At 69.1% G+C, this 11,873-nt stretch carries 10 protein-coding genes; 7 read left to right on the top strand and 3 right to left on the bottom strand.

The features are described 5' to 3' along the window. Positions 1 to 294 precede the first annotated feature (294 nt). The 3 genes from ACFZDA_RS27745 to ACFZDA_RS27755 all read left to right on the top strand — a co-directional run bounded on the left by ACFZDA_RS27745 (position 295) and on the right by ACFZDA_RS27755 (position 6,110). Positions 295 to 1,377 (top strand): alpha-lytic protease prodomain-containing protein, encoded by a 1,083-nt coding sequence (locus ACFZDA_RS27745; protein ID WP_391086605.1) that lies wholly within the window; start codon positions 295 to 297, stop codon positions 1,375 to 1,377. 303 nt (positions 1,378 to 1,680) lie between these two features. Beyond that, positions 1,681 to 5,136 (top strand): DNA polymerase III subunit alpha, encoded by a 3,456-nt coding sequence (locus ACFZDA_RS27750; protein WP_391086607.1) that lies wholly within the window; start codon positions 1,681 to 1,683, stop codon positions 5,134 to 5,136. A 5-nt stretch (positions 5,137 to 5,141) separates the two neighbouring features. After that, positions 5,142 to 6,110, top strand: coding sequence for a helix-hairpin-helix domain-containing protein (locus ACFZDA_RS27755; protein ID WP_391087224.1), 969 nt, complete (start codon positions 5,142 to 5,144; stop codon positions 6,108 to 6,110). 48 nt (positions 6,111 to 6,158) lie between these two features. On the opposite strand, the gene ACFZDA_RS27760 is transcribed toward ACFZDA_RS27755, so the two are convergent. Then, the gene (locus ACFZDA_RS27760; RefSeq protein WP_391086609.1) at positions 6,159 to 7,064 is read right to left on the bottom strand and encodes a helix-turn-helix domain-containing protein; all 906 of its coding nucleotides are present in this window, start codon (positions 7,062 to 7,064) and stop codon (positions 6,159 to 6,161) included. Positions 7,065 to 7,141: 77 nt separating this feature from the next. On the opposite strand from ACFZDA_RS27760, the gene ACFZDA_RS27765 reads away from it, so the two are divergent. After that, entirely contained in the window at positions 7,142 to 7,999 is an 858-nt protein-coding gene (locus tag ACFZDA_RS27765; RefSeq protein ID WP_391086611.1) for an alpha/beta fold hydrolase, read from the top strand. Continuing rightward, entirely contained in the window at positions 8,000 to 9,307 is a 1,308-nt protein-coding gene (locus ACFZDA_RS27770) for an FAD-dependent monooxygenase (RefSeq protein ID WP_391086613.1), read from the top strand. It abuts the gene before it with no gap. A gap of 427 nt (positions 9,308 to 9,734) precedes the next feature. Here the strand turns inward: ACFZDA_RS27770 and ACFZDA_RS27775 are convergent, their stop codons facing one another. Further along, on the bottom strand, positions 9,735 to 10,109 hold the full coding sequence (locus ACFZDA_RS27775; RefSeq protein WP_391086615.1) for a cupin domain-containing protein: 375 nt from the start codon (positions 10,107 to 10,109) through the stop codon (positions 9,735 to 9,737). An 80-nt stretch (positions 10,110 to 10,189) separates the two neighbouring features. Between ACFZDA_RS27775 and ACFZDA_RS27780 the strand changes: the two genes are divergently transcribed. Then, complete coding sequence (locus tag ACFZDA_RS27780) at positions 10,190 to 10,636, top strand: MarR family transcriptional regulator (RefSeq protein ID WP_391086617.1); 447 nt, start codon at positions 10,190 to 10,192, stop codon at positions 10,634 to 10,636. A gap of 172 nt (positions 10,637 to 10,808) precedes the next feature. Then, entirely contained in the window at positions 10,809 to 11,669 is an 861-nt protein-coding gene (locus ACFZDA_RS27785) for an alpha/beta fold hydrolase (protein ID WP_391086619.1), read from the top strand. 51 nt (positions 11,670 to 11,720) lie between these two features. Here ACFZDA_RS27785 and ACFZDA_RS27790 read toward each other — a convergent pair whose 3' ends face one another. Beyond that, positions 11,721 to 11,855, bottom strand: a complete 135-nt coding sequence (locus ACFZDA_RS27790) for a hypothetical protein (RefSeq protein ID WP_391086620.1) — start codon at positions 11,853 to 11,855, stop codon at positions 11,721 to 11,723. Between the last annotated feature and the right edge of the window lie 18 nt (positions 11,856 to 11,873).

An 11,873-nucleotide genomic window follows, 5' to 3' on the forward strand; every position in this document is an offset into this window, starting at 1 on the left:
TGGGTCGGTGGGGCGGGCGATTTTCAGCCATGGCCAGACCTCACAGAGTGGGCACACATTACTCACGCGTAATGTTTGCAGTGTGAACGTGCGTGAAGCGGGTGGGAGTTGGGCCCGATTTGACCATGGACGGTCAAAAATAAGAGGGCGCGCGGTCGGCAATCTACGCGCGTCCTGAACTCGACCTTGTGTGCCCCCCGTTGTCCTCGGAATAGTGGGCGCTCGTCAACAGAGCCTTCCGGTTCGCGAGGTCCCCACAACCTCTCGGGCCGACCCCCCACAGGAGGACGTGAGTTGAAGCACCGACGCATACCCAAGCGGCGTGTAGCCGTGGCAGGTGCGGGTATCGCCGCACTGGTCGCCGCGGGAGTCACCTTCCAGACTGCGAACGCGAGTGAGACCCCGGAGGCCTCCGCGCCCCGGACCCTGTCGGTCACGGCGGCCGGAAAGCTCGCCTCGACGCTGGCCCAGGACCTGGGCGCCGACGCGGCGGGCACGTTCTACGACACGAAGAGCAAGAACCTCGTGGTGAACGTGGTCGACGAGGCCGCGGCCAAGGCCGTCGAGAAGGCCGGAGCCAAGGCGAGAGTCGTGGCGAACTCTCTCGCCGAACTCAAGAGCGCCCGCGGCACGCTGAAGCAGGACGCGACGATTCCGGGCACCTCCTGGGTGACCGACCCGACGAGCAACAAGATCGTCGTCACCGCCGACCGTACGGTGTCCAAGGCCGAGTGGACGAAGCTGACGAAGGTCGTCGACGGGCTCGGGGCGAAGGCCGAACTCAAGCGGACGAAGGGCGAGTACAAGCCCTTCATCGCCGGTGGTGACGCGATCACCGGTAGCGGCGGCCGCTGCTCGCTCGGCTTCAACGTGGTCAAGGGCGGCGAGCCGTTCTTCCTGACCGCCGGGCACTGCACCGAGGGCATCTCGACGTGGTCGGACTCCAGCGGCAAGGAGATCGGCACCAACGCGGACTCCAGCTTCCCGGACAACGACTACGGGCTGGTCAAGTACACCGCGGAGGTGGCTCACCCGAGTGAGGTGAACCTCTACAACGGCTCCACGCAGAAGATCACGGGTGCCGCCGAGGCGACGGTCGGCATGGAGGTCACGCGGAGCGGTTCGACGACCCAGGTGCACGACGGGAAGGTCACGGGGCTGGACGCCACCGTGAACTACGGCAACGGCGACATCGTGAACGGTCTGATCCAGACCGACGTGTGCGCGGAGCCCGGTGACAGTGGTGGCTCGCTCTTCTCGGGCAGCAACGCGATCGGGCTGACGTCCGGTGGTAGTGGTGACTGCACGTCCGGTGGGGAGACGTTCTTCCAGCCGGTGACGGAGGCGCTGTCGGCGACCGGGACCGAGATCGGCTGAGTTCCGAGTTCTGAGTCCTGGTTCCAGGTTTGCGGAGTCCCGCCCCTTGTGTGAGGGGCGGGGCTTTTGCGTTGGCCTCCGGCGGGCGGGCGGGGTGCCTGCGGTGGCCTGTGGCTGCTCCGGTGGGGGTGCGTAGCGCCTGACGCCATGCCTCCGCAGTCGGGGGCGTTTCGGTGTTTTCGCAGGTGAGGTGGGGCCGGACGGATGTCGCACATGTATTCGAGGATGGGGGTATGGTGGGGGTGAGGTAGCTGGGAACAGATGTTCGAGAGCCGTTGCGGTTCACGAGTGCGGGAGGTGCGTGTGCCGGGGTTCACGCATCTGCACACCGTCTCCGGATTCTCGTTGCGGTATGGAGCCTCGCATCCGGAGCGGCTGGCCGAGCGTGCCTCCGAGCGGGGCATGGACGCCCTGGCTCTCACTGATCGCGACACGCTCGCCGGCGCCGTCCGGTTCGCCAAGGCCTGTGCGAAGGCAGGGGTCCGTCCGGTGTTCGGGGCGGATCTGGCGGTGGCGGGAGCGGAGCCTGCCGAGCCGGGGGCGGGGCGGCGCCGGACTCCTGTGCGCGGTGGCGCCTTCGTCGACGAGTCCGCCCCCCGGGTGACCTTTCTCGCCCGGGACGGTGCCCGCGGGTGGGCCGGGCTGTGCCGGCTCGTCTCGGCGGCGCATGAAGGGGAGGGGACGCCCCTGCTGTCCTGGGAGCGCAACCACGCCGAGGGCGTGACCGTGCTGCTCGGGCCTGATTCGGATGTGGGACGTGCCCTGGCCGCCGGGCGTCCCGACCGTGCGGCGCGGCTGCTCGTGCCCTGGCGGGAGGTCTACGGCGACGCCCTGCGGCTGGAGGCCGTCTGGCACGGCCGGAAAGGTACGGGGCCCGGCTCGCTGCGGCTGGCCGCCCGGACCGTCGGGTTCGCCGCCGAGCAGCGGATCCGGCCGGTGCTCAGCAACGCCGTACGGTACGCCGACCCGGGGCTGGGGCCGGTCGCCGACGTGCTGGACGCGGCCCGGCGCCTGGTGCCCGTCGACCCGACCAAGGAGCTGGACTCCGGTGAGGCCTGGCTCAAGGGGGCGGATGCCATGGTCGGGGTGGCGGAGCGGGTCGTTCAGGCCGCGGGGTTCCGGCGGGACACCGCTCATCGGCTGGTGGAGCAGACCGAGGCCACCGCCGCCGCGTGTCTGGTCGATCCCGAGGACGATCTCGGGATCGGTACCGTCCATTTCCCCGAGCCCCACCTGGTCGGTGCCGGGCGCCGTACCGCCCAGCGGACGCTGGCCTCGCGGGCGGCGGCGGGGATGGTGCTGCGCGGGTACGACCGGCGGCGGGAGTACTGGGAGCGGATGCACCGTGAGCTGGACATCATCGCCCATCACGGCTTCGCTTCTTATTTCCTGACCGTTGCCCAAGTGGTCGACGATGTGCGGGAGATGGGGATCCGGGTCGCCGCCCGGGGATCCGGTGCGGGGTCGCTCGTCAACCATCTGCTCGGGATCGCGCACGCCGATCCGATCGAGCACCGGCTGCTGATGGAGCGGTTCCTGTCGAAGGAGCGGGTCGTGCTGCCCGACATCGACATCGACGTGGAGTCCGCGCGCCGGCTGGAGGTCTACCGCGCGATCATCGACCGGTTCGGCACCGAACGGGTCGCGACGGTCGCGATGCCGGAGACGTATCGCGTACGGCATGCGATCCGTGACGTGGGGGCCGCCCTGTCCATGGATCCGGCCGAGATCGACCGGGTCGCCAAGTCCTTTCCCCATATCCGGGCCCGGGACGCCCGCGCCGCGCTGGAGGAACTGCCCGAACTGCGCGCGCTGGCGGGGGAGAAGGAGAAGTACGGGAGGCTGTGGGAGCTGGTCGAGGCGCTGGACGCGCTGCCGCGCGGGGTGGCCATGCATCCGTGCGGGGTGCTGCTGTCCGACGCCTCCCTGCTGGCCCGTACGCCGGTCATGCCGACCAGCGGCGAGGGCTTTCCGATGTCGCAGTTCGACAAGGACGACGTCGAGGACCTCGGGTTGCTCAAGCTCGACGTGTTGGGCGTGCGGATGCAGTCGGCGATGGCGCACGCCGTGGCGGAAGTGGAGCGGGTGTCGGGGGTGAGGGTCGATCTGGACGCCCTGTCGCCGGGGGATCCGGAGACATACCGGCTGATCCGGTCCACCGAGACGCTCGGCTGCTTCCAGATCGAGTCGCCGGGGCAGCGGGACCTGGTCGGGCGGCTCCAGCCGGCCACTTTCCACGACCTCGTCGTCGACATCTCGCTGTTCCGGCCCGGGCCGGTCGCCGCCGACATGGTGCGGCCGTTCATCGAGGCGCGGCACGGGCGGGCGCCGATCCGCTATCCGCACCCGGACCTTCAGGAGCCGCTGAAGGAGACGTACGGGGTCGTCGTCTTCCACGAGCAGATCATCGACATCGTCGACATCATGACCGGCTGCGGGCGCGGTGAGGCGGACCGGGTGCGGCGCGGGCTGTCCGATCCGGAGTCGCAGGGGCGGATCAAGGTGTGGTTCGCGCAGCACGCGGCGGCGAACGGGTACGACGCGGGAACGATTCAGCGGACCTGGGAGATCATCGAGGCCTTCGGGTCGTACGGCTTCTGCAAGGCCCACGCGGTCGCCTTCGCCGTGCCGACGTACCAGTCGGCGTGGCTGAAAGCGCATCACCCGGCCGCCTTCTACGCGGGGTTGCTGACGCACGACCCCGGCATGTACCCGAAGCGGCTGCTGCTGGCGGACGCGCGGCGGCGCGGGGTGCCCGTGCTGCCGCTGGACGTGAACAAGTCGGGCGTCGCACACCGTATCGAACTGGTGTCCGGTAAGTGGGGGCTGCGGCTGGCGCTCTCCGATGTGCACGGCATCAGTGAGGCCGAGGCGGCACGGATCGCCGAGGGGCAGCCGTACGCCTCGCTGGTCGACTTCTGGGAGCGGGGCCGGCCCAGCCGTCCGCTGGCCCAGCGGCTCGCGCAGGTGGGAGCACTGGACGCGTTCGGCGCCAACCGCCGTGATCTGCAACTGCATCTGACCGAGCTGCACCGGGGCGCGCGGGGCGCGGGCGGTGCCCAGCTTCCGCTGGCGGGAGGGCGGAAGACCGCACCGGCCGGGTTGCCCGACCTCACCTCGTCGGAGCGGCTCAGTGCCGAGCTGGGCGTGCTGTCCATGGACGCCTCGCGCCATCTGATGGACGATCACCGGGCGTTCCTCGACGAGCTGGGCGTGGTGTCCGCGCGGCGGCTGCGCGAGGCCCGGCACGGGGAGATGGTGCTGGTCGCGGGCGCCAAGGCGGCCACCCAGACGCCGCCGATCCTTCACCGCACCAAGTCAAGCCCGTACGGGGAAGCGACCGCGCGGGAGCCGCAGCGGATCATCTTCGTCACCCTCGACGACTCGACTGGCCTGATAGACCTGGCTTTCTTCAGCGACAGCCAAGCCGACTGCGCGCACACGATCTTTCACAGCTGGCTGCTGCTGGTCCGCGGGAAAGTCCAACGCCGTGGGCCGCGTTCGCTCAGTGTTGCCGGCTCTGCCGCGTGGGATCTGACGGAACTGGCGGAGTTGCGCCGTACCGGAGGTCTCGATGCTGTGGCGAACAGATTGGCGGAGCGTCAGGAGCGCCCTGCCCCTGAGGCGAGAAAGCCCGGCCGAACGATTCAGGTAGCCAACGGCGTCGAAATGGATCCATGGGCGGATCTCAGGCCCGCCGGCGGTGACGCCATGGAAGGCCGCAAGTTCTGGCACTCCAGTCCTGGAAGCGCAGGGTGATCGAGATGGCCATTATCCATATCCAGGCGCCAGAGCCGCCTTGGGAAACGTGGGAGACGCTCCTTCAGGTCCTGGGTGAAATCACCCCGGTTGTCGAGGCTATTCCGCCCAACGCCGCATTGGCGGATGTAAGCGGGAGCGTTCGCTATTTCGATTGCGACGCTGTTGAGATTGCGCGTCTCGTGCGTGTGCGCATGTTGGCGTTGTACGGCCTTGACTGTGCTGTCGGAGTGGCTCCCAATCCCATGCTCGCCAGGATGGCCGGGCATCACGGACCGCCTGGTGCCGTTCGCTGTATCCCGGATACCCCACAGGGAATATCCGGCTTCCTGAATCCAAAGCCAGTAGCAGTCCTGTATGGAGTGGGGCCGAAGACGGCTCGCGTGCTCTGCGAGTACGGGTTGGACAGCATCGGTAAGGTGGCAGAAACTTCTGAGGCCACCTTGCAGAGGATCCTGGGTGCGAAGACGGGGCGTCTTGTGCACGAGCGGGCCCGTGGCATCGACCGGACACGTGTGGTGCCGCACGCTCCGCCAAAGTCGACCAGCGCTGAATTGCGATTCGACAGGCATGAGGTCGATGGATCCGTACGTCGCGGCGCGCTGCTTGGACTTGCTGTTGATATCGGTAGGCAATTGAGAGCGGACGGCCAAGTGGCCCGCGCGCTTACACTCACAGTTCATTACGCGGATCGGTCCACGACCACCCGGACGCGAGCGCTTCCAGAACCCACGGCTCACACTCCAGTGCTGGCGGGCACCGCACAAGCGCTGCACGACGCCTTGGGACTTCAGCGGGCACGGGTAACAGCTCTTTCCCTGAGAGCCGAGGATCTGACGACCGCTCGGCTCTCCGGCCAGCAGCTCACCTTCGATCGGCAGACGGAAAGCGCCCGCCGGCTTGAACCGGTCCTCGATCGTATTGCCGCAAGATGGCCTGGCTCGGTGGGGCCGGCGACCCTCGCGCACCCTTGACCGCTGAGCGCCGCCGGACCCGTCCGGCGCAGGTGACCGCGGCGACGTTCACAGCGGTAGTCGTCTCACCTCCGGCGGGCGGTCGAGCCGGAGATCCCTGGAGACGTGAGGCTCGACGGGGGTTCCGCGGCTGGGCCATGCGACGTCGTCAACGGCGAGAAACGGCTCGCCGGCCACGGTCACCGGGGTTGCCCCGGTGAACGCCATGACGTCTCGATGCAGGTGGGACTGGTCGGCGTAGCCGGCGTCGGCCGCGACTCGGGCCGCGCCTTCACCCGCGACCAGGCGGTGGACGGCATGGTCGAAGCGGACCAGCTTCACGGCGCGCTTGGGCGGCAGGCCGAGCTGCGACCGGAACTGGGACCACAGGCGCTTACGGCTCCATCCGACCTCGGTTGCGAGTCCGTCGACCCGGGCCAGGCCACGGCTGTCGACGATGCGGTGCCAGGCCCAGGCCACCTCCGGGTCTACCGGCGGCCCCGCCTCATACCGACGGGCGAGCAGCGCGTCCGTCAACGCGAAGCGATCCTGCCACGACGAGACATCGCCGAGTTGCTCGCAGATCCGGGACGCCTCCCGGCCCCACAGATCGCCCAGGGACACGACGGCGCCGTCGAGGTCGGCGGGGGAGACGCCCAGAACCGTACGTGCGATCACCGGGGACAGGCGCACCTGCACGCACTCGACGTTCTCTCCCCAGGCCCGGACCTCGCCTCCGGTCCCGAGCCCGGGCCCGGCGACGAGGCTTCCCCGCTGCTGCCGCCCGGCGGCACTGTCAAGGACGGGCGAGCCGGCGCCGAACTCCAGGAGCAGCGTCACGGCCGGGTGCGGGACCATCCGGAGCACGTCCAGGTCACGGATGCGGAACCCGGCCATGGTGAGACCGGCCACCCTGCTAGGACGCTGCGGACATGCGACGTCCCACGCAGCCGCACCATGCATGAAAGTCTGCACCGTCCCATGCTAGTTGAGTCGGCTGAGGGGAACATTTATCCAATCCGTCGGCAGGGACCGGCGGCGACAGTGGGCTCATGACTGTTTCTGACGGCGGACCGTACGTGAATGGCGGCGCCGAGGCCACCAAGAGGTTGACCCTGTCACTGGACGACGGCGACATCCACGTGTGTCAGGACGGCCCCCGCGACGCCCCCGCACTCCTGCTCATCCACGGGTCCGCATCCTCGACCCGCTCGTGGGACTCGCTGGTTCCGATGCTGACCGGATCTCACTGCGTCATCCGGATCGACCTGCTCGGGCACGGCCGGTCGGCCAAACCGGCCGACCGCAGCTATGCGCTCCCGAACCAGGCACGCCGGGCCGGCGCGGCACTGGACCGGCTCGGCGTCGAGCACGCCGTGGTCGTAGGTCATTCCAGCGGCGGCGTGGTCGCCACCGCCCTCGCCGAACAGCGCCCCGACCTGGTGACCGCGCTCGCGCTCATCAACACCGGACCCAGCCTGGACGCCTTCATCGCACCGCAGTCCGCCGCGATCGGACTCTCGCAGTGGCCGCCGACCGACGAGCAGCTCCGCCGGTTCGCGAGCACCGGTTTCAGCCGCGCGGGCTACCAGATCCCACCGGAGCTCCTGGAGGACGTGCGCTGCATGACCCACCACACGCTCACCACAACGATGCAGGCCACCCGCGACTACCTGGAGCAGCAGGCCCTCCCGGACCGACTGACGGCCCTCGGCAAGCCGCTACTGGTGATCTTCGGCGAGGACGACCGCAGGTGGCGATCCTCATCCGCCGCCGACTACCGCGCCGTTCCGGGCGCGAAAGTCGAGTTGCTGCCCGGTCTCGGACACTCACCCATACTCGAGGATCCCCCGCGGACCGCAACTCCCCTGCTGGCCTTCACCACGATCCACGCCGTAAGGGTGGACTGAATGACAACGAGGGGTGCCATGCGGATTCTCGTCTCCGGCGCCAGCGTCGCCGGCCCGGTGCTGGCCTACTGGCTCACCAGACACGGCTTCTCTGTCACCGTCGTCGAGCGCGCGCCGTCTCCGCGCAAGACCGGCGGCCACGCGGCCGACCTGTTCCGGCCCGCGATGAACATCTCGGAGAAGATGGGCGTGCTTCCGCGCATCGAGGAGCGGGCCACCGGCACCGACCGGATGACTGTCCACCAAGAGAGCGCACGGCGTCCCGTCCGGGTGGACCTCTTCAAGATCTTCAGTGCCTCTTCCGACCGGCACGTCGAGGTCATGCGCGACGACCTGAGCGAGATCTACTACGACGCCGCGCGCGACGACGTCGAGTACATCTTCGACGACTCGATCACCGCCATCTCGCCCGACGGCGAGGTGCGGTTCGAGAACGCCGCACCGCGCCGCTTCGACCTCGTCGTCGGCGCGGATGGGCTGCACTCCAACGTGCGCCGCCTCGTCTTCGGAGACGAGTCCCGCTTCAGCGCCTTCACCGGGGCGTACCTCGGGGTACTGACCCTGCCGAACGTCTCCGCGCTCGATGGCGAGCTCCTCATCCACGTCGGCGTCGGCCGCACCGCCGGCATGTACGGCGCGCGGCATCTCGGCGACGCGCGGGCGTTGTTCCTGTTCCGGAGTGAGCGCGAGCTCGACTACCACCACCACGACGTGCCCCGGCAGAAGGAGCTGCTGCGCGGTGCGTTCGACGGCATGCACCCCGACGTGGACCGCTGGCTGGGCGAACTCGACCGCACCCCGGCGTTCTACTTCGACTCGATCACCCAGCTCCGCATGGACACCTGGTCGCGGGGGAGGGTGACGCTCGTCGGCGACGCGGGCTACTGCCCCGGCCCGGCTGTCGGCGGCAGCACCAGCCTGGCCGTCGTCGGAGCGTACGTCCTAGCCGGGGAGCTGGCGCGGGCGGCCGGTGACCACGAGCGCGCCTTCCCCGCCTACGAGCGCGCGATGGCGGAGCACGTGCGCGGCAGTCGCGCGGCGGCGCTCAGCGCGGCGAAGACCCTGATCCCCACCTCACGCCTCGGCGTGCGGGGACTGGCCCAGGGCGCCCGCCTGATCTCCGCCCTGCCCGCAGGGCTCAGCCGCGCCCTCCTCCGCCTCACCACCAAGAGCGCACGCCTCTACAACTCCATGACCGTCGACGACTACCCGCCGTCGTCCACTGCATCGCGAGGCCGGGTCGGCTTCGCGGGCGACCTTGGAGCGCCCGCGCTCCAAAGATCGCTGCGCAGAACCGAGGGTTGGTGAAGGAGCGGCTCCAGCCTGCATCGGGCACGCGATAGGACACAGGCCCCGCAGAGCCCTGATCAGGGACGAGGTAGGAAAGAAGGGATCCCGAGGTCGACTGAGCGGCCCGGTTGCTCAGACCTCAGAGCCTGCTTCCGTTTCTCGCGCAGGAACTGCAGTGTGAGGTCGATGCCTTCGATCTCACCCAGCCAGCCCTCGGTCTCTGCTTGCTTCCGGCGGGCTTCCAGATCCTCTTCCAATTCGTCGAGACGTGACAGCATCTTGGGATGCCCAGCCCCCCACCGTTCCGGCTCTTCAAGAGCCCAGCTCTGCAGGTCAAGCTAGAAATGGAGGAGGAGGGAGTCCAGGGTCCGGCGCGGTTGATCCCGCTCCTTTCCGACGAAGCTGACCTCTTCCCTCCATTTCTGGTCGACATCGGTTGACAACGTCAGTTGGCCCACGGCGGCACGATGCGTGTGCCGTCGGCGAGCTGTCCCTCCATGCCGATCGAGGTGGTGACCCAGGAGTACGCGGCCCGGTCGGTGGGGTTCTCGACGGTCAGGGTGGCGCCGGGGTTGATGATCACCGTGTCGCCCGCGGTGATCCGTTCGGTGCGGCCGTCGAGGGTGACCAGCAGCTCGCCGTCGAGCAGATGGAAGATCTCCTCCCGGCTGACGGTGTGCGCGGGCGCCTTGAGGCCGGCGGGGATCTCACCGCGCCAGGCGCACAGCTCCTTGCTGCCGCTGCGCGGGGTGGCGTACGAGACGAAGCGGGCGCCGTGGATCTCGTGGGTGACGGCTTCGGACGAGCGGACGACGGGCATGGTGGCCTCCAGTTGGTCAAGCAGCTTGACTATATGGTCAAGCTACTTGACCGCTGCGTCAAGGGTGTTTCAATGCATGCGTGCAGAACTCCGAGGCCATGGCCCTGTCCGCCGCCCTGCTCGCTGCCGCCGGCGGGCTCACGCAACGCATCCACGAGGGTGTGGTCGCGCGCGGCTTCGAGGGGTTGCGGCCCGCGCACGGCTTCGCCTTCGCCCGGCTCGCCCCCGACGGTGCGACGGTCACCGACCTGGCCGCCCACCTCGGGGTGACCAAGCAGGCCGCGAGTCAGCTCGTCGACGAGATGGTGCGCAAGGGGTACGCCGAGCGGCGGCCGCACCCGGAGGACGCGCGGGCTCGGCTGGTCGTGCTGACCGGGCGGGGGTGGGAGTGCACGCGGGCTGCGGAGGAGGCGGCTGCGGAGGCCGTGCGGGAGTGGGCGGACGTGCTGGGGGAGGGGGAAGTCCGGGTGCTCGGGGAGCAGTTGATGCGGCTCGCCCCGCTCGGGCCCGTCCGGCCCGCCTGGTGAAGGGGCGTCAGGTGGGTCCGCCGTCGCCGGTTACCACTGGAAGTTTTTACTGACGCGTAACTTCCCAGTTTGACTACTGACTCGTAACTTGACGAGTGAACAGCATCCTCGTGATCCGGATCACAGGGCGTCGTGCCGTCGCGCTTCCCTTGAGCCGCAAGGAGATCACCCGATGCTGCCCTGGAAACGAGTGCTCACACCCCTGGCCGCGCTGCTGCTGACCGCCGCGGCCCTCACCGTCCCCGCCACCTCCGCCCAGGCCGCCGGTGCCCCGGGCTCCGGCTGGAACGACTACTCCTGCAAGCCGTCCACCGCCCATCCCCGCCCCGTCGTGCTCGTCCACGGCACCCTCGGGAACTCCGTCGACAACTGGCTGGGGCTCGCCCCCTACCTGAAGGGCCGGGGCTATTGCGTCTTCTCCCTCGACTACGGACAGCTCGAAGGCGTCCCCTTCTTCCACGGCCTCGGACCCATCGAGAAGTCCGCCGCCCAGCTGAAGGACTTCGTCGACCGGGTGCTCGCCGCCACCGGCGCCGTCGAGACCGACATCGTCGGACACTCGCAGGGCGGCATGATGCCCCGCTGGTACCTGAGGTTCCTCGGCGGTGCCGCCAAGGTGAACGCCCTGGTCGGCATCGCGCCCAGCAATCACGGCACCGACCTGAACGGCTTCACCCGCCTGCTGCCGTACTTCCCGGGCGCCGGGGAGCTGTTGGCGAAATCCACGCCCGCCCTCGCCGACCAGGTCACTGGCTCCGACGTCCTCAAGCGGCTCAACGCGGGCGGCGACACCGTGCCCGGCGTGCGCTACACCGTCATCGCCACCAAGTACGACGAGGTGGTCACGCCGTGGCGCAGCCAGTACCTCAGCGGGCCGGACGTGCGCAACGTCCTGCTCCAGGACCTGTGCCCGGCCGACCTGTCCGAGCACGTGGCCATCGGGCTGCTGGACCGGGTCGCCTTCCACGAGGTGGCCAATGCCCTCGACCCGGCGCGGGCCAGGCCCACCACCTGTGCTTCGGCGTTCGACTGACACGTGTATATGAGGTGAGAGAGCGCCGGTCTCATGATCGGCACCGGCCGCTCAGGCGTCCGGCCACCACGTGCGTGCGATGTCCTTGCGGACTTCCGGGCGTCCTGCGGGGCGCTCGTCGGCCTCCTCGCGGGCCCTGCGCATGTCCGTCTTCTTCAGGGGCTTCTGCACGGTCACACGGCGCATGGCTGCCTCCTTAAAGGG

It is taken from the genome of Streptomyces sp. NPDC007991, from assembly GCF_042958445.1.
GTDB lineage: Bacteria > Actinomycetota > Actinomycetes > Streptomycetales > Streptomycetaceae > Streptomyces.

Bases quoted from the DNA above. Each gene is read 5' to 3' on its own strand.
- ACFZDA_RS27770 (WP_391086613.1), top strand. From the start codon at position 8,000: ATGACAACGAGGGGTGCCATGCGGATTCTCGTCTCCGGCGCCAGCGTC.
- ACFZDA_RS27775 (WP_391086615.1), bottom strand. From the start codon at position 10,109: ATGCCCGTCGTCCGCTCGTCCGAAGCCGTCACCCACGAGATCCACGGC.
- ACFZDA_RS27765 (WP_391086611.1), top strand. From the start codon at position 7,142: ATGACTGTTTCTGACGGCGGACCGTACGTGAATGGCGGCGCCGAGGCC.
- ACFZDA_RS27785 (WP_391086619.1), top strand. From the start codon at position 10,809: ATGCTGCCCTGGAAACGAGTGCTCACACCCCTGGCCGCGCTGCTGCTG.
- ACFZDA_RS27755 (WP_391087224.1), top strand. From the start codon at position 5,142: ATGGCCATTATCCATATCCAGGCGCCAGAGCCGCCTTGGGAAACGTGG.
- ACFZDA_RS27790 (WP_391086620.1), bottom strand. From the start codon at position 11,855: ATGCGCCGTGTGACCGTGCAGAAGCCCCTGAAGAAGACGGACATGCGC.